Origin of the sequence: Leptolyngbya sp. GB1-A1 (assembly GCF_039962475.1) — a bacterium.
GTDB lineage: Bacteria > Cyanobacteriota > Cyanobacteriia > Elainellales > Elainellaceae > Leptolyngbya_A.
This window is the reverse complement of the sequence record NZ_JAMPLI010000007.1, coordinates 25801-42481: the sequence shown is the minus strand read 5'-3', so window position 1 is coordinate 42481 and position 16681 is coordinate 25801. Positions and strand designations below refer to the sequence as shown.

The following is a 16681-nucleotide window of genomic DNA, read 5'->3' as shown; positions in this document are numbered from 1 at the left end:
ACGAATAGCCCCTAAAAAAACCAGCCGTAGCTGTGTAGCCCCTTGCCCAGCAGGTTCACGCCCAGATAGCACACCCAAACAACGACGAATCCCGATGCCGCAAGAATTGCCGGACGACGACCCTGCCAACCACGTGTAATGCGGGCATGGAGATAAGCCGCAAACACCAGCCAGGTAATGAGTGCCCAAGTTTCCTTCGGGTCCCAGCTCCAGTAAGATCCCCAGGCTTCGTTTGCCCAAACCGCTCCGGCAATAATGCCGATCGTTAGCAGCGGAAAGCCCAGACCGATGATCCGGTAGCTGATGTTGTCTAGGGTGTCTGCCAGGTTGAGCCGTTGAGGAGTGAGGGCGATCGTTTCACTTGCCGGGGTCAGAACTGCCGTAGCAGCATCAGTCGATTGAGCCGCACTCAGGGTCAGCGCAGCATTCTCCGACCCGGCACGACGCAGGCGCGAATCCCGGTATGCTCCTGTGCCAACCGAGCTTCCCTTTAGCTCAATTTCCTGCCCGCGGGTGACGACCAGAAACGCGACCGCTAGCAGCGAACCCACCATCAGCGCGGCGTAGCTCAGCAGCATGACGCTGACATGCATCATCAGCCAGTTTGACTTCAGCGCAGGAACAAGCGGCTCGGCAGACTGCATCGTGGCAGGCAGGGTCAGCGTTGCAAACGCCGTGATGCCCATCGCGATCGGAGCCGTGACCACACCTACAAGCGAACTGCGACTCATGTTTTCCGCAACGAAGTGCATCGCCGTAATGCCCCAGGCAATGAAAAACAGCGACTCATACAAATTGCTGAGCGGGAAATAGCCTGCCTCGATCCAGCGTGCCCCCAGCAATGCCGCAATACAGAGATTGCCGATCGCCATCCCCGTCGCGCCCAACGTCGGCAGGTAGGAAAGCTTGGGGAAAGCGGCTCCCGCCCAATACATCAGCATCGTGAAAAACAAAACGGCAAAGGAAGCGTTATCAAGCCAGTTTTGCAGTGCAACCAGATCCATCCCAAAAATCTCCAGCGCGAGAGATGCAGTCAACCAAGACAAGCACCATTAGAAAGACTGTCTTCTTCTATCGTACCGAGCCTGCTCCCCGATTTGGGGTTTGATTGCATTTTGAGCAACAAATTCTTAAGGATGGGGGAGACATGGGAGAGGTGGTGCATCGCCCGCTAAATTCCCTATCACTAAATTCCCTATGAATCAGGAGCTTTGAGATTCGGAGAAAATTCAGTTTTCCGCAGAATTATGTATAGGGAGCGATTTAGGTGATGGCAATGACTGTTTAAACCTCCTCTAGGGGCTGGATTCAGGGCTAGGACTGGGGCTGGACTGGGCAGTAGGAGCTTTGGAGGACTGATTCATCAAAATTTGAATGTCATATCGCATCGTGCGCCCGTCCTGTGCTGCCGTAGTTGCGCCAATTGCCCGAATTGCATTCACTGCTTTCTGGTCATTGGGGGCAAGTTTGGGCAGGGGCAAAGGCAGGTTAGGGGTGGCGAGCCGATCGAGATCCAGGAAGAAATGCCCGTCCGTGGACTGAAAGTTGGATTCTGTTGCAGATTGGAACAGCGTGTTTTGCGCCAGTGCGTTTGCCGGGGCAGGCAAAATCGTACTGGCAAGGTTGGGTCCGATCGCGATAAAGGCAACGTTGCCATCGAGCCAACCGTGGGTGATACTGAGCGACGAAAAAGGGGAGACCCAGGTCGTGACGGGTTTGCCGCCAAGCTGCGCTTCAGTGACTTGGAAGCGATATCGATCGCCCATCACTGCGTCGAGTTTCTGGAATGTCTGTTCTGCCTTGCGGCGATCGCTCGTCTGCGCCAGCAGCAGAATCCCAGCACGGGACTGATTGGTCTGTGGATTGGCAGATTGGTTCGCCGGGGAAGCAGGCGGAGCAGAAATCAGCGAGATTGCGTATTCGCCATCCATCCAGGCAGCCATATCTTGATCGAAGTCCAGCCCGGTGAGATTGCCAAAGCTCTGCCGCACCAGACTGGGGTTAAACGTGCCGCGTGGGGCGTTTTCCTGAGGCAGGTCGATGCTTTGCCAGAACTGCTTGAAGCTGTCTCCAGAATTCACGAGCAGCGTTTCCGCAGGCAGCAGGGTAGTTATGCGATCGTCTTGATCCCCAGTGCGGTAGCGGATTTTGCTGTCGTTAGGCAGCCAGCCAACGCCCTCAAAGTTTACCGTTTGCCGATCTACGGTACCGATCGCCACAAAGCCCTGATTTGCCTGAAAAGGAATCAGCATCTGGGGCGGGAGCGGCTGCATGGGATTATTCGCAGCCAGAGCAATCGACTGAGGCACGTTCAGATAGAACCGTACAAAGGGATTAGCTGTGGTTTCAAGCTGCCGAAATGCTTGGGCATAGCCAGGAGCCTGTACCACAGAAGTTTTGCCGCGATACACATCGATCGCCTGCTCGATCGCCTTTGGGTCAGGAGACACAACCACGAGGCGATTATCAATCACGGCTACCGCGTATGCCCGATCGGTTTGCCCGTGAACTTCCCGAATTTTGAAGCCCTTGTAGTCGCGATCGACCGCTTCCTGACCGCTAGCAACTTTGGGAGTCGCAAAAGCCTGCTGTGCTTTCTCAGGATGGGCGATCGGGAGAACAATCACTGGAGATTCCGTCGCCTGCTGTGCCGCAGATAGAAACGCCACGGTCATCTCATCACCCACCCAGGGTTTGATGTCGCGATCGAAGTTGAGGTTGTTTGACATGAGAAACCGATCGCGCCAATTAGCAACGGTGCGATCGAGGGCAGACTGGGATTCAGGCGTACCCAATCGCCGGAGCTGCTGTAGCTGATTCTCATTAGTAGAGAAGGAAAACAGCGCAACCGTCTCTTGAGGCAACACTTCCGATCCGGCAGGTAAACCCACGGCAGTTGGTTTTTGCTGTACCAGCATCCAGGCAACGGCTCCGCCTGCAACCATTCCCAGCGATGCCCCCAATGCCACCAGTAGCTTTGGCTGTTTCTTGAGCTGTTCAAGCAGTTTAAGCTTCACCCCATTTCCTCCCTTCTCGCCATCGCACATTCGACTATAGACGATCGATCGTCAATTCGAGTTGCCGATAAACGATCCCCATGAGAATTTTTTAGAGGTCCAGGTTTCGCAACCCGCTAGATCCCCAAAATTGGTGGACAGGGGAGGAAGGCCGATCGGAAGTTCCTCTATAGGTTTGGAAGTGGGATTGAGAGTGGGGTCAAGATCCGCCCAAGAAATTTAATCCGTAGACCATCCTCGGAGATCGATCGCCAAAGTTTTACCGAGTTTCAGCAGCGGGCGCAGTTGAGCAATCGTCCAAGCTTCACTGGGTCGATCGCCAGAAGTCCCAGTTAAATCAGGCAGAATATGACCGTGCAGATGGCGGAAGTAAAGCTCCTGAGCGCGATCGAGGGAAAGCCCCAGATTGAAATGAGTGCCCAGCGCGATCAGACGATCGATCCAGGTGGCATCGGTTTCGATCGTGTCTGGGTTGAGGTTGTGCAGCAGATTCCAGAGCGATCGCAGAATCAGGCGTTCCAGGGTTTGTTTGATCTGGGGAGGCTTGATCGGACAGTGCAGATGGGCTGCTTCCGTAGCGATCGCTTCGAGTTCGGTGAGATAGCTGTGGCAAACTTCGGGATTGCTGAACGGGAAGTCGCTCGTTTCTCGCTCTAGCGACTGCAGTGCGGTGAGAGCGCGATGGCTGATTGCCACTTCTGCGGCAACCTGGAGTTCTTGGGGCACTTCTAGCGCATCTCGGTAAAATGCCATCAGCACCCCGTAGTTATCGCGGTAAACCTGGGTATAAAGCTGATCCAATCGAGTCAAGGTTTCTTGACTCAGCAGGCGCATAATCCGGTGACGTTCTTCAGCAAACAGATCTTGCAAGCTGTAGGACTGATTTCCAAAGGCGCGATTCATTGCCAGGATCGTTCGTGCCGCACTTGCCTGAGCCATTGCCTCAAATAAACTGTCTCGAAGCTGGGTGTACGATCGGCGTCCGGCAAAGGGCTGAATACAGCAGTGGAAGTCCCAGCCACCCAGGTGCAGCACCGCAAACACCAAATGACGCGTTTCTCGAACCAGCTCTGAAGTAATTTGAATTTGTCCGACTGCCAGCGTGAGCGATCCCAATCGCTGAATCTGGTAATCCATCTGATGAATGCTGTAGCAATAAAGCCGCTGATCCCGTGCATAGGGCGTAAACAGCGACGTGATTGCATAGTGCGAAGCCACCTGCTCCAGGCTAATTTGCGCCGGAATCACAAGCTGCCGATACACTTCTGCCCCGTTCTGGAAAAACTCAACGTTGCTAGGAGCCGCCGCCAAACGCTTAATAAATACCTTTTCAAGCTGAACGCCTGCTACATCTCCGGCTAACTCCAGAGCACGCGCCGCATAGCGCAAAATCTGCGTGCCTTCCGGGCGAGAGAGTTCATCAAAAAACCAACCGCAGCTTGTGTACATTAACAGGGTGTGCCGCTGCATTTCTAGCAGTCTCAAGGCATCGATGCGATCGCCTACCGTCAGCTTCCGGCACTGATGCTCTGAAAGAAATCGATTCACGTTAGCAGGGCTGCGATCGAGCATGACGCGAATGTATTCATCCCGCGCCTTCCAAGGATCACGAAACAGCTTTCGCCCCTGTTCTTCAAACACTTTCACAAGCTGATCCCGCAGCCAGTCCAAACTATCCCGGAGCGGTCTACGCCACTGCTGATTCCATAACCCGCCGCCGCCGCAGCCGCAGTCTTCTTGCCAGCGATCGACCCCATGTGAACAGCTCCAAGCAGTCACGGGCTTCAACTCCACCTCCCAAGTGGGCGGATTGAGGCTGAGATAGTGGGCAAAGTTTGTCACCGTCCAGTCGTGACGCGGAAACTCTTCGACAAAGGCATACGCCAGAGCTTTCTCAGTGCCGCCCTTGTGATGCCCAAAGGTTTCTCCATCGGTTGCCACCGAAATAAGCTGTGCCGGGCGATGATCCCCGCGCACTGCCTGCCCTAACCGCCCCACAAAGTGATGCGAACTGCTCAGCACATCGTTAAAGCCCATATCGCGGGAGATGGGGCCGTCGTAAAAGAAGATATCGATGTAGGAACGGTCTGTGGCGATCGGGAACGATCCCGACAAAGGATCAGACGCAGGATTCAGATAGCAGCGATAGGGCTGGATCGGATCGATCTGGCTACCCCCCACTTCAATCCAATAGGGATCAGGCTCGTTAGTCGTTGGAAGCGGACGACAGCGTTGCGCCTGCGAGGGAGCCAGAACAATAAATTTAATTCCTTCTGCAATCAATGCCGCCAACGTTGCCTGATCGACTGCCGTTTCTGCCAGCCACATGCCTTCGGGATCACGTCCAAATCGGGCCCGAAAATCAGCTTTGCCCCAGCGAATTTGCGTCAGCTTATCGCGATCGCTTGCTAGGGGCATAATGATGTGGTTATACACCTGAGCAATCGCATTGCCATGTCCATTGAGGCGATCGCAGCTTTTGTGGTCTGCTTCCAGAATACGCTGATAGGTTTCCGGGTCGTGCTGTTCTAGCCAGCTCATCAGCGTCGGACCAATGTTGAAGCTGAGATACTCGTAGTTATTCACGATCCCCAGCACTTCGCCACGATCGTTTAACACTCTAGCAAAGGCATTCGGTCGATAGCACTCGTGATAAATTCGCTCATTCCAATCATGAAACGGAGATGCACTCGGCTGACGCTCGATCGAATTCAGGTAAGGGTTTTCACGCGGCGGCTGATAGAAGTGACCGTGTACTGTGACATAAACCCCATGTGCCTGCTGAATGGGATCAGGCTTCAGAAACGCAGACGAAGCTGTATTCACATGATCCCCGCCTGTTGAAGCAATGACCTCAGATAAGAAACTACTTGAGCTTGGAGCAGAAGAATCCTGCATTGTTATCGCATCTGCATAAGTGAAGTCAGAAGAATCAGCCGAGTTAAAAGATTGAGAAGTCATACTCTTGGGAATAGAAAAGCAAATCAGCAGAAATAAACGCAGAAATTAATCAGGGATCAACTGAAGATAAATCAAAATTAAAAGCCACAAACCCTAGAAAGGCCGAAGGATTCAGGACAAAACGATTTGCTAGCTGCTTCAGCAAGCAAGACATGATGAGAAACACAAATCTTTTGCAGTAAGTGCTTTTTGCAATGTTTCTGCAATGTTTTTGGAACAGTGCGGTTAAGCCGATCGCGATAAAGCAGGAAACAATCGCTAACAAAATAACAAACGGGGATGATGCAAAGACCAACTCTATTGCTTAACGCTGAACAAGCAGGAAGGATAAGCCGTGCTTCACTTGCAATTTACATTTTGCGATTCAATCAGGGGAATATCTGAAGTAACTTCCTGAATGCAGCGCAGAGATATCCTTGCTGTATCTTAAACCTAAAGCTTAAGGAATGGGGTGTGTTAATTCTCTACAACAATCTCTTACCAAATCTCTACACTAAGTGAGAGTTCTTCATGTTTAGGGTAAAACCAAGGTTAGAATTCGGCCTGCTATTTTCCAAAAACACAAATCGATCGAAACGCTAATTTTTGAAAATCAGGCAGAATAACTGATCCCCGTTCTAAAATTTGCTGCAAGCCAAATTCATCGTCATCGGGATCGCAGAAAAGCACTAGCTGTTTCTGCCGAAAAATTCACCACTCAATATTCACAAAACCCGACTTTCGCATCAATTTTGCTTTTCTCTCCAGATCTTCTGTCCATCTGAACTGAGAAAACTCTATCAATCAGAAGATATTCTCAGGATAGGGATGATCCAGATGATCCGAAGGAACTGTGAGGCAACAAAAAAGGACGCACCGTAGCACGTCCGATCGCTCGCAAATTAGATATAGATCACCAGAGGCAATTAAGACTCAGCGGATCTCGATCGCTCATTTGAGCAGTCCCTTTTTAGCAGTCATAGTAGAGCGAGAACTCATAGGGGTGCGGACGCAGGCGCATCGGGTTCACCTCATTGTCCAGCTTGTACTGAATCCAGGTATTGATCAGGTCTTCGGTAAACACACCGCCCACCGTCAAGAAGTCGTGATCTTTCTCCAGGCACTCCAGCGCATCTTCTAGCGATCCCGGAGTCGAAGGAATCTTAGCCAGCTCTTCCGGGCTGAGGTCGTAGATGTCCACATCCAGCGGTTCACCGGGATCAATCTGATTCTTAATACCGTCAATTCCAGCGCAAAGCATTGCCGCAAACGCCAGGTATGGATTCGAGGTTGCATCCGGGCAGCGGAACTCCAGACGCTTCGCCTTCGGATTTGTACCAGATAGCGGGATCCGCACTGAAGCCGATCGATTGCCCTGCGAATATGCCAGGTTCACCGGAGCCTCGAATCCCGGAACCAGACGCTTGTAGGAATTGGTCGTTGGGTTGGTGAATGCTAGCAGAGCGGGAGCGTGCTTCAGAATACCGCCGATATAGTGCAGTGCCATCTGGCTCAGACCTGCATAGCCATCGCCTGCAAACAGAGGCTGGCCGCCCTTCCAAATCGATTGATGGGTATGCATTCCAGAACCATTGTCGTTGAAGACGGGCTTGGGCATGAAGGTAATGGTCTTGCCGTACTTCTTCCCAACGTTCTTAATGCAGTACTTGTAGGTCATCAGCCAGTCTGCTGCCTGAAGCAGCGTTCCAAACCGGAAGCCCAACTCGCACTGACCACCCGATGCGACTTCGTGGTGATGCTTCTCGATCGGCACACCGCACTTTGCCATCGTCAGCAACATTTCAGTCCGCAGGTCTTGCGAAGTATCAGTCGGCGCAACGGGGAAATAGCCTTCTTTGTAGCGGGGCTTATAGCCCAGATTGCCGCCCGGCTCAACACGACCAGAGTTCCAACGACCCTCAATCGAATCAACATAATAATAGCCTTCGTGCTGATTCTGGTCGAAGCGAACATCATCAAAAATAAAGAACTCCGCTTCAGGACCAAAGAAAGCCGTGTCGCCAAGTCCAGTTGAGGAGAGGTAGTCTACTGCTTTTTGGGCGATCGTTCGAGGATCGCGAGAATAGGGTTCGCCCGTCCGGGGTTCCTTGATGCTGCATATCACGCTCAGCGTCGGCTCCGCCATAAAGGGGTCAATCCAGGTGGTATTAGGATCAAGCACCATCATCATGTCTGATTCGTTGATCGCTTTCCATCCCCGAATACTGGAACCGTCAAACGGTACGCCCTGATCAAAGCTGCTCTCGTCGATTTGGTCATGATAAACGGTGAGGTGCTGCCAGGTTCCAGGCAGATCGACAAACTTAAGGTCGATGAGCTGGATATTTTGCTCTTTAATCAAATTGAGAACGTCTTGGGGGGTCGTCATGAACTGCTCCTTAGCAACGATGAGCGATTAAAATTCAGTGGAGTGGAAACTGAGCGGTTCGACTGGATTACTCAAGCATTCAAGGCACTCTCACCCACCCAGCGATAGCAATAACCTGGAGTTGGGGTTAGGCTGCGTTCAAGAGAAATTTCGTAAATTGAACCGGGTTGTAACACACCTGAACCATCGTAGGAACTGGTTCACCCGGATTTTGTATCGTAGATTACAAAATGTCCCTTCTCCTGCAACTTTCCACAATTCAAAACACAACTTAATAGACAAAAAACTTAACAATCAGAAGCCTTACGATCGCTGATCTGCTGCGAATTCTGAGAAACGCACCGTGATACACTGAAGGGCGAATTGCTAATAGTAAGCACGATTACTAATCGGAATTTTTGGGAGATCAGATCTCATGCGGGACGCGGTGACGAGCCTCATTAAAAACTACGACAGCACAGGTCGATATCTCGATCGCAATGCGCTAGACACCCTCAAAGCCTATTTCGATAGCGGCACCGCTCGCATTCAGGCAGCCGCCGTGATCAATTCCAATGCTGCATCGATCGTGCGTCAGGCAGGGTCGCAGCTTTTTGAAGAAATTCCTGAGCTCATTCGTCCGGGTGGTAATGCCTACACTACGCGCCGCTATGCCGCCTGTCTGCGCGACATGGACTACTACCTGCGCTATGCCAGCTATGCCCTGGTTGCAGGCAGTATGGATGTGCTAGATGAGCGCGTTTTGCAAGGGTTGCGTGAAACCTACAATTCGCTCGGTGTGCCGATCGGTTCCACGGTGATTGGCATTCAGATCATGAAAGATATTGTGAAAGAGCAAATTGCTGCTGCGGGCATAGAAAATGCGGCGATGGTCGATCAGCCCTTTGACTACATGACCCGCGAACTCAGCGAACAGGATGTGTAATCAGAGCTGGACTGAGCATCGTCTAGACGCATGCCTGTAGCAAAACCAAACGCAATGAAATCAAAGGACATTTCTGAAATGAGATGTCCTTTTTTATTTGTAATAAAAATACTCTAATTGCAGCTGAGTGGGCACAATATCGGTAGGGTTCGCTGCCAAACACTGAACAAGAAGGCTAACCTTGTAAAATTTCCGCTTCGACTCACCAGAATTAATAAAGTTTACGGCGATTTTTCGTAAAAGCACTTGTCTGAAGGGCAACTCGATCGCCGATACTTTTACCTAGTGGCTTGCTTTAAGCTGTAGTTGTCATCCCTTGAAGATGCAATGCACTGACGTTGTTATGCACTGCTCCGGCTGCTTTAGAACCAGATTTCGGTTCTGCCTGAGTTAGCCCACTAGTTAGCCCACCCTGTTAGCCCTACCGTACTAGCCCTACGATCGACGACCTGAGAGGCAATTTTTATGGCAGTTCCCATCTCCCCCGCGTCCCTGGCAGCAAAACCGATTACCTTTGGCACAGATGGCTGGCGTGGCGTGATTGCCGCTGATTTCACCGTTGAGCGACTGCTGCGCGTTGCACCTCTCGCTGCCCATGCATTAGCCGACACCTACGGCAGTAACGGCAGTCGTCTGATTATTGTGGGATACGATCGCCGCTTCCTCTCCGAAGAGTTTGCCAGAGTCACCGCAGAAGCGGTTCAAGCTGCCGGATACGAAGTCTTGCTTTCGGAAACCTACGCGCCAACTCCGGCTTTTAGTTTAGCCGCCAAGCAGCTTAACGCGCTGGGTGCATTGGTCATTACTGCTAGCCACAACCCAGGCATTTATTCAGGGTTAAAAGTCAAAGGTGCGTTTGGGGGATCAGTACCGCCGGAAGTAACCCAAAAAATCGAGGCGAAGCTCAAGGAAACGCCTGCCGCCCTCGCTGCTCCTGCCGATCCGCTTCCTTCACTACAAACCTTTGATCCCTGGAAAAATTACTGCAATACGCTGCGCGCTCAAGTCGATATTGGAGCCATTCAAACTGCGCTGCGCTCGGGTCAGCTCACTGTCTTTGCCGATGTCATGCACGGGGCAGCGGCGGGCGGATTAGCCCGTTTGCTTGATGCACCAATTCAGGAGCTAAACAGCAATCGCGATCCCTTGTTTGACGGTGGCGCACCCGAACCCCTGCCTCGCTATATCCCGACGCTGCTCGATCGCCTGAAACAGCCCCATGACAATCTTGCCGTTGGCTTAGTGTTTGATGGCGACAGTGATCGCGTGGCTGCGGTAGACGGACAGGGTAATTTCCTCAGCTCTCAAGTCTTGATTCCCATTTTGATCGAGCACCTGGCAGTACGACGGGGCTTTACAGGTGAAGTGATTAAAACGATCAGCGGCTCCAACCTGATTCCAAAAATCGCCCAACTCTACAACCTGCCCCTGCACGAAACGGCGATTGGTTACAAGTACATTGCCGATCGAATGCTGGAAACGCAAGTGCTCCTGGGCGGCGAAGAGTCGGGCGGCATTGGCTATGGGCATCATATTCCCGAACGCGATGCGCTGCTGTCTGCTCTGTATTTGCTGGAGGCGATCGTTCAGTCTGGAAAGGACCTGAGCCATCTCCATCAGACTTTGCAGCAAAAAACGGAATACGCCTCAACCTACGATCGCATCGATCTTCCCCTCGCCAGTATGGAGGTGCGTGCCCGCTTGCTGGAACAGCTCAAAACCCAGCCCCCTACTGAAGTTGCCGGACAAGGCGTGGTTGACTGTCTAACGATCGACGGATACAAACTTCAGCTTGCCGATCAAAGCTGGCTCCTGATTCGATTTAGCGGCACGGAGCCTGTACTGCGCCTCTACTCTGAAGGACTGACCGACGATCGAGTTCAAGCAAATCTTTTATGGGCAAAGGACTGGGCAAACGCGATTTCCGGTTAAAGGCGCAAGGTCGATTAGCTGATAAAAAACAAAAAAGGGGCTTAATGCCCCCTCTTTGAGATATCACTTTCAGAACTTAATCAATTAGAACTGAAAGTAACCAATAAAACTGCGATCAACTTACTTGATCGACACTTTACCGCCAGCCGCTTCGATCGCTTTCTTAGCTTCTTCGGCTGCTTCCTTAGCCACAGCTTCTTTCACAGGCTTGGGCGTTGATTCCACCAGATCCTTCGCTTCCTTCAGACCCAGACCCGTCAGTTCACGGACTGCCTTCAGCACGGCAATCTTCTTATCTGCCGGAACTTCGTCCAAAATCACGTCAAATTCGGTCTTCTCTTCAACTTCCTCAGCCGGAGCTGCTGCACCTGCGCCCGGAGCCATCATCATCATGCCACCAGCCGGAGCCGCCGCACTTACGCCAAAGGCTTCTTCAATTTGCTTGACCAGTTCAGACGCTTCCAGCAGCGTTAGGGTCTTAAGCTGGTCTAGAATTGCATCAGTTTTTTCAGACATTCGCTCAACTCCTAGAGTGATTTAGTAAGTGAAACTTTTCGGTCTTTTCGATCGAGATCCGCCTAGATCTAAACCTAATCGACCTAAAACTAAGCTGCTTCTTGCTCTTTATCTTTATCAGCAATCGCTTGCAGTGCCCGCGCTAGTCCACCAGGAACTTCGTTGATGCCAACCGCCAGCTTGGTTGCCACACCATTGATCGCCCCAGCAATTTGAGCGATGAGCTGCTCTTTCGAGGGTAGATCAGCGATCGCCTTCACATCGTCCTCGCTGAGCAAGCGACCTTCCATTGCGCCACCGCGAATCACAGACTTCTTTGTGACTCTTTGGAAATCCTGGTATGCCTTCAGTGCGCCGCCAATATCATCTTTTAGCAGCAGGAATGCAGAGGACTCTTTTGCAATTTGGCCCAGTGGCTGCCAGTTCGTGTCGTCCTGGACTGCCATCCGCATCAACGTGTTTTTCGCCACCTTACAATCGCCGCCCTTCGGACGTAGCCGCCGCCGCAGATCGGTAATTTCAGCAACAGTCAGGCTTTTGTAGTCGATCACCACTGCAAGCTGGGACTGACTCAGGCTTTCCTTCAGTTCTGCAACAAGCGCCTTTTTATCTTCCAGCGTTCTTCCCATTCGTTTCTCACCTCCTTAAGTCATTAGTAAAGAACAAACCCATTCGTGCCGTTATTCCCACCGATAAAAGCATGAAAGCTCTAGACACAAAAAACCCCGAACAGCGTGCCGGGGTTCAAGTGAGTTAAACTCACTATTTCATCGACCATCGATCGCGACGGAAGAAGAGAACCTCGGCAGGAAATTAAGCATAATGCGCCTGCTGTCTACGGCTGTGATTTAGTTGTGGGAATTTGGCAAACTTGTGACTCCTGCAAGTCCTTCTTAGTTTAGCGCGTCATTAAGCTGCATCTGCCTTCAGATCTCGCAGCGCGTTGATATCAACTTCGATCGACGGACCCATTGTGGCAGAAACATACATTGTTCGCCAGAAACGTCCTTTTGCCCCTGAAGGGCGGTTGCGATCGATCGTTTCTTGCAGTGTCTTTAGGTTCGTCAACAGATCTTCCGGCGAGAAGGATGCTTTGCCAAACAAAACGTGAACAATTCCCGTTCGGTCTGCCCGGAACTCTAGTTTTCCAGCTTTGAATTCAGAAATCGCCTGAGCGACATCAAACGTCACCGTACCACCTTTAGGCGACGGCATCAAGCCGCGAGGACCCAGCAACTTACCCAGCCTTGCGACCTGAGGCATGACATCTGGCGTTGCGACCAGTACATCGAAGTCCATCATGCCTTTCTGGATCTGGTCGATCAGCTCCTCAGAACCATAGATATCTGCGCCAGAGCTTGAAGCTTCTGTAACTTTTTCGCCCCGTGCAATCACCGCAACACGAACCACCTGACCTGTTCCCTTCGGCAGTGCAACGGTTGTCCGAAGCTGCTGGTCTGTGTACTTGGGGTCAATTCCGAGGCGGATGTGCGCCTCTGCCGATTCTGAAAACTTTGCGGTTGCCGTTTCCTTCAAAAGCTGAAGAGCTTCAAGCGGCTGGTAAGGACGTTCCTCAACCTTTTGCTTGAGTTCCTGTAAACGCTTCGATACTTTTTTAACCATGTCTTACACTCCTGGGGTAATTGCGAGGAGTTTCCTCTCCCCCGCTAGAATTTTCGTCAGTCTGATTTATCAGTCTGAAATGAGGGTTGAAGCAAGTTCGTCTTGAACTTTCTAGTCAACGATCGTCACGCCCATATTGCGAGCGGTTCCTGCAACAATTTTCATCGCTGCATCAATATCATTTGCATTTAAGTCAGGCAGCTTAGTTTGAGCAATCTCTCGGAGCTGCGCCTGCGTGATGGAACCAACCTTTTTCTTGTTTGGCTCACCCGAACCTCGCTCAATTCCAGCTGCTTTGGTGATCAAAACCGAAGCCGGAGGTGTTTTGAGAATGAACGTAAAGCTGCGATCCTCAAAAACGGAGATTTCTACCGGAACCACAAGACCTGTTTGATCAGCAGTTCTCGCATTGTATTCCTTGCAGAACATCATGATGTTGACCCCGTGCTGACCGAGAGCCGGACCGATCGGGGGAGCAGGGTTTGCTTTTCCTGCCGTAATTGCCAACTTAATAATCGCTACAACTTTCTTAGCCATTGAAAACTAGCTCTGCTTTTGAACCTGATTAAATTCAAGCTCGACGGGCGTATCTCGACCAAAAATCGATAGCAACGCCTTCAGCTTGCTGCGCTCTGGAGTCACCTCAATCACTTCGCCCTCAAAGTCCTTAAATGGACCTGATAGCACCACGATTTTGTCACCCGTTGCCATATCAATCTTGACAACTGGCTTTTGCTCCTGCGCCTGCTTAAAGATCCGTTCGACCTCTGCTGCACCAAGCGGCAAAGGTTTCACATGACCTCTTCCCCGCCCGTATCGTCGCTTTTGCTCTGCGCCCACAAAGTTAATTACGTTTGGCGTATTTTTGACAACCTGCCAAGTGTCGTCATCCATAACCATTTTAATTAGCACGTAGCCTGGAAAAACCTTTTCAGCTCCTTCCTTCGGCTTGCCTGCTTTCGTGGGCTTGAGGATTGGCGTTTGGGGAATCTCGATTTGCAGGATGCGATTTGCAACATCCAGGGTTTCGATTCGCTGCTCTAGATTGAGCTTGACGCGATTTTCGCACCCCGACGCAACCTGCACGGCAAACCAGCGAGGTGTCCCTTGGGGAGTGGACTCATCTTCTGTGTCCTCGCTTTGCTGTAAAAGATTATCAGCTTCGTCAGATGAAAGAGCCATTAGAACACCTGGCTAGCAGCCCAACCAAATAATTGATCAACAAAATAGATCAGCGTTGCAGAGAGCGTGACCATCAAAATGACTGCGACCGACTCACTAATGAGCTGCTGGCGTGAGGGCCATACAACCTTATCTAATTCTTCTCTTGTCCCTTTAACAAACTCAACGGGATCAAATCCTGCTTTTCCCGTCTCCGCTTTCCTGACTTCTTTAGACTCTTTAGCAGCGTCTTTAGAGTCTTTTGACATTTTTTGAGCCTTAGCTTCTGTCTCGTCTTTCTTTGCCACAGCCCTTTGTCGCCTCATTCAAAAGGGTTCATTTCCTGCTTTTCAGCGAATCCTTAACCTTCATCAATTGAAAGAAATCAACTGAAAGAAATAGAACCAGCGCGCCCTGGAGGACTCGAACCCCCGACATCAGGTTTTGGAGACCTGCGTTCTACCAACTGAACTAAGGACGCACGCGGTTAAGGTTGATTTGGGAATGCCTTTCCTAGTCTAGCAGCAAAGAGCGATTGGTAACTAGCTTGTCAGAAATCTAACGGGGGAGTGCAAACTGCATTTTTCCTGCAACTTTCTGCAAACTGGGCGAGCCACCAATCACAAATGCTTGCGATCGCAGAAACTCGACTATTCCAGAGGGCGATCGAACCGCTGCTTGAGGCGAGTGGCTTTACCCACCCGTTCACGCAAGTAGTACAACTTTGCCCGCCGGGCTTTACCGCGACGTATGATCTTAATGTTGGCAACTCGCGGTGAGTGGAGCAGAAAAACCCGCTCTACGCCAACGCCCTGAAAAATGCGACGCACGGTAATCGTGTGGTTGATCCCGCCCCGACGGATGGCAATGACTGTACCTTCGTAGGGCTGAACCCGCTCTTTGCCGCCTTCTTGAATTCGTACTCCGATCCGAACTGTGTCCCCAACATGGATGGTGGGGAGATCTTGCTTTAAGTGTTCCGCTTCAATCGAGCGGATAATCTCCTGCGCGTTCATCAGACCCCAGCAAAACTCACAATTGCTTATCATAGCCTGGAGAGAGGGAAAAGTCTAGGGATTGGTTTACGAGTGGGGAGTGTTTTGCGAATGAGGAACGGTTTGCCTACGGGGGGCCGGGTGAAAGGGTGAAATTGGGGGGAGGGTTGGGACGACTTTTACAATGGGAAACGATTCGGGGATGGTTGAGATGGAACGATCAGTAATGCTGTCTAGTTTTGAGCCGCTTTTAGGGCAGCCTCAGGCGATCGAGCTTCTTACTCGTGCAGTGACTCAGGGGCGGATTGCGCCTGCCTATTTATTTGCTGGGGCTGCGGGAGTGGGGCGGAGTTTGGCAGCAAGCTGCTTTGCAGAGCTGTTACTGGCGCGTCAGCCATTAGAGCCGATTTCTGAGGGATTGAGGCAGCGAATTCGTCAGCGCAATCATCCTGATTTGCTGTGGGTGGAGCCAACTTATTTGCATCAGGGAAAGTTTCTTTCTGCGGCTGAGGCGGTGGAGTTGGGGATTAAACGTCGATCGCTGCCTGAAATTCGGCTGGAGCAGATTCGGGAGGTTGCTCGGTTTTTGAGTCGTGCGCCGCTAGAGGCTCGTCGATCGGTGATTGTGCTAGAGCAGGCAGACCGTATGGCAGAAGCCGCTGCAAATGGACTGTTAAAGACGCTGGAGGAACCAGGACAGGCAACGCTGATTTTGATTGCGCCCAGCCCAGAGTCCTTATTACCCACCTTAGTGTCTCGCTGTCAGCGAGTTCCGTTTTATCGACTGGACAGGGAGACGATCGCGCAAATTCTGACGCAGGTAGGACAAGGGGAAATCTTGAACCATCCCGAAATTTTGACGCTGGCGCAGGGGAGCCCGGGGGAGGCGATCGTTCACTGGCAGCAGCTTCAGACCGTTTCGATCGAGCTACTTCATGCTGCAACGGCTATTCCTGTCAGTCTCAAAGATGCCCTTGATCTTGCACGTCAGATTGTTCGCAGCCTGGATGGCGAAACTCAGCTTTGGCTGGTGGACTATTTGCAGCAGCATTACTGGCAACAGCAACAGCCCTACTATTTGTCTCTGCTAGAAAACACCCGCCGAATGCTATTGCAGTATGTGCAGCCTCAGCTGGTGTGGGAGGTAACACTAATGAAAATGCAGGAATTTGCTGGCTGAGAA

14 protein-coding genes, 1 tRNA gene and 1 other annotated feature are annotated in these 16681 nt (G+C 51.5%); of the genes, 3 read left to right on the top strand and 12 right to left on the bottom strand.

Annotation, left to right across the window (positions count from 1 at the left end):
- Positions 1-11: 11 nt before the first annotated feature.
- The 4 genes from ccsB to glnA form a co-directional block, all read right to left on the bottom strand.
- Complete coding sequence (gene ccsB, locus NDI45_RS09695) at positions 12-1004, bottom strand: c-type cytochrome biogenesis protein CcsB (protein WP_348247278.1); 993 nt, start codon at positions 1002-1004, stop codon at positions 12-14.
- A gap of 291 nt (positions 1005-1295) precedes the next feature.
- Positions 1296-3017: a DUF3352 domain-containing protein gene (locus NDI45_RS09690; protein ID WP_348247176.1), complete on the bottom strand. Its 1722-nt coding sequence runs from the start codon at positions 3015-3017 to the stop codon at positions 1296-1298.
- A 219-nt stretch (positions 3018-3236) separates the two neighbouring features.
- Positions 3237-5978 (bottom strand): DUF3536 domain-containing protein, encoded by a 2742-nt coding sequence (locus tag NDI45_RS09685; protein WP_348247175.1) that lies wholly within the window; start codon positions 5976-5978, stop codon positions 3237-3239.
- A gap of 949 nt (positions 5979-6927) precedes the next feature.
- Positions 6928-8346, bottom strand: a complete 1419-nt coding sequence (glnA, locus tag NDI45_RS09680) for a type I glutamate--ammonia ligase (protein WP_348247174.1) — start codon at positions 8344-8346, stop codon at positions 6928-6930.
- A 415-nt stretch (positions 8347-8761) separates the two neighbouring features.
- Between glnA and apcB the strand changes: the two genes are divergently transcribed.
- Both apcB and NDI45_RS09670 read left to right on the top strand, forming a co-directional pair.
- Positions 8762-9271, top strand: coding sequence for an allophycocyanin subunit beta (gene apcB, locus NDI45_RS09675; RefSeq protein WP_348247173.1), 510 nt, complete (start codon positions 8762-8764; stop codon positions 9269-9271).
- 465 nt (positions 9272-9736) lie between these two features.
- Positions 9737-11203 carry a phosphoglucomutase/phosphomannomutase family protein gene (locus NDI45_RS09670; protein ID WP_190792661.1) on the top strand — a complete coding sequence of 489 codons (1467 nt, stop codon included), beginning with the start codon at positions 9737-9739 and terminating at the stop codon, positions 11201-11203.
- 120 nt (positions 11204-11323) lie between these two features.
- Here the strand turns inward: NDI45_RS09670 and rplL are convergent, their stop codons facing one another.
- The 8 genes from rplL to rplS all read right to left on the bottom strand — a co-directional run bounded on the left by rplL (position 11324) and on the right by rplS (position 15519).
- The gene (gene rplL, locus NDI45_RS09665) at positions 11324-11719 is read right to left on the bottom strand and encodes a 50S ribosomal protein L7/L12 (protein WP_190792662.1); all 396 of its coding nucleotides are present in this window, start codon (positions 11717-11719) and stop codon (positions 11324-11326) included.
- An 89-nt stretch (positions 11720-11808) separates the two neighbouring features.
- Positions 11809-12348, bottom strand: a complete 540-nt coding sequence (gene rplJ, locus NDI45_RS09660) for a 50S ribosomal protein L10 (RefSeq protein WP_190792663.1) — start codon at positions 12346-12348, stop codon at positions 11809-11811.
- A gap of 79 nt (positions 12349-12427) precedes the next feature.
- Positions 12428-12578: a sequence feature (ribosomal protein L10 leader region), on the bottom strand.
- A 50-nt stretch (positions 12579-12628) separates the two neighbouring features.
- On the bottom strand, positions 12629-13342 hold the full coding sequence (gene rplA, locus NDI45_RS09655) for a 50S ribosomal protein L1 (protein ID WP_190792664.1): 714 nt from the start codon (positions 13340-13342) through the stop codon (positions 12629-12631).
- Positions 13343-13453: 111 nt separating this feature from the next.
- On the bottom strand, positions 13454-13879 hold the full coding sequence (gene rplK, locus NDI45_RS09650; RefSeq protein WP_190792665.1) for a 50S ribosomal protein L11: 426 nt from the start codon (positions 13877-13879) through the stop codon (positions 13454-13456).
- 6 nt (positions 13880-13885) lie between these two features.
- Positions 13886-14524: a transcription termination/antitermination protein NusG gene (gene nusG, locus NDI45_RS09645; RefSeq protein ID WP_190792666.1), complete on the bottom strand. Its 639-nt coding sequence runs from the start codon at positions 14522-14524 to the stop codon at positions 13886-13888.
- Complete coding sequence (gene secE / locus NDI45_RS09640; RefSeq protein WP_190792671.1) at positions 14524-14772, bottom strand: preprotein translocase subunit SecE; 249 nt, start codon at positions 14770-14772, stop codon at positions 14524-14526. The genes nusG and secE overlap by 1 nt, the downstream gene beginning before the upstream one ends.
- Before the next feature lie 139 nt (positions 14773-14911).
- Positions 14912-14984 (bottom strand) — tRNA-Trp (locus tag NDI45_RS09635).
- Between the two features lie 169 nt (positions 14985-15153).
- The gene (gene rplS / locus NDI45_RS09630; protein ID WP_190792672.1) at positions 15154-15519 is read right to left on the bottom strand and encodes a 50S ribosomal protein L19; all 366 of its coding nucleotides are present in this window, start codon (positions 15517-15519) and stop codon (positions 15154-15156) included.
- Between the two features lie 190 nt (positions 15520-15709).
- On the opposite strand from rplS, the gene holB reads away from it, so the two are divergent.
- Positions 15710-16678 carry a DNA polymerase III subunit delta' gene (gene holB / locus NDI45_RS09625; protein ID WP_242067409.1) on the top strand — a complete coding sequence of 323 codons (969 nt, stop codon included), beginning with the start codon at positions 15710-15712 and terminating at the stop codon, positions 16676-16678.
- The last annotated feature ends 3 nt before the right edge of the window (positions 16679-16681 follow it).

Coding starts and splice junctions, on each gene's coding strand:
- secE (WP_190792671.1), bottom strand. CDS start 14,772: ATGTCAAAAGACTCTAAAGACGCTGCTAAAGAGTCTAAAGAAGTCAGG.
- rplL (WP_190792662.1), bottom strand. CDS start 11,719: ATGTCTGAAAAAACTGATGCAATTCTAGACCAGCTTAAGACCCTAACG.
- holB (WP_242067409.1), top strand. CDS start 15,710: ATGGAACGATCAGTAATGCTGTCTAGTTTTGAGCCGCTTTTAGGGCAG.
- rplS (WP_190792672.1), bottom strand. CDS start 15,519: ATGAACGCGCAGGAGATTATCCGCTCGATTGAAGCGGAACACTTAAAG.
- rplK (WP_190792665.1), bottom strand. CDS start 13,879: ATGGCTAAGAAAGTTGTAGCGATTATTAAGTTGGCAATTACGGCAGGA.
- NDI45_RS09685 (WP_348247175.1), bottom strand. CDS start 5,978: ATGACTTCTCAATCTTTTAACTCGGCTGATTCTTCTGACTTCACTTAT.
- rplA (WP_190792664.1), bottom strand. CDS start 13,342: ATGGTTAAAAAAGTATCGAAGCGTTTACAGGAACTCAAGCAAAAGGTT.
- ccsB (WP_348247278.1), bottom strand. CDS start 1,004: ATGGATCTGGTTGCACTGCAAAACTGGCTTGATAACGCTTCCTTTGCC.
- NDI45_RS09670 (WP_190792661.1), top strand. CDS start 9,737: ATGGCAGTTCCCATCTCCCCCGCGTCCCTGGCAGCAAAACCGATTACC.
- nusG (WP_190792666.1), bottom strand. CDS start 14,524: ATGGCTCTTTCATCTGACGAAGCTGATAATCTTTTACAGCAAAGCGAG.
- apcB (WP_348247173.1), top strand. CDS start 8,762: ATGCGGGACGCGGTGACGAGCCTCATTAAAAACTACGACAGCACAGGT.
- glnA (WP_348247174.1), bottom strand. CDS start 8,346: ATGACGACCCCCCAAGACGTTCTCAATTTGATTAAAGAGCAAAATATC.
- rplJ (WP_190792663.1), bottom strand. CDS start 12,348: ATGGGAAGAACGCTGGAAGATAAAAAGGCGCTTGTTGCAGAACTGAAG.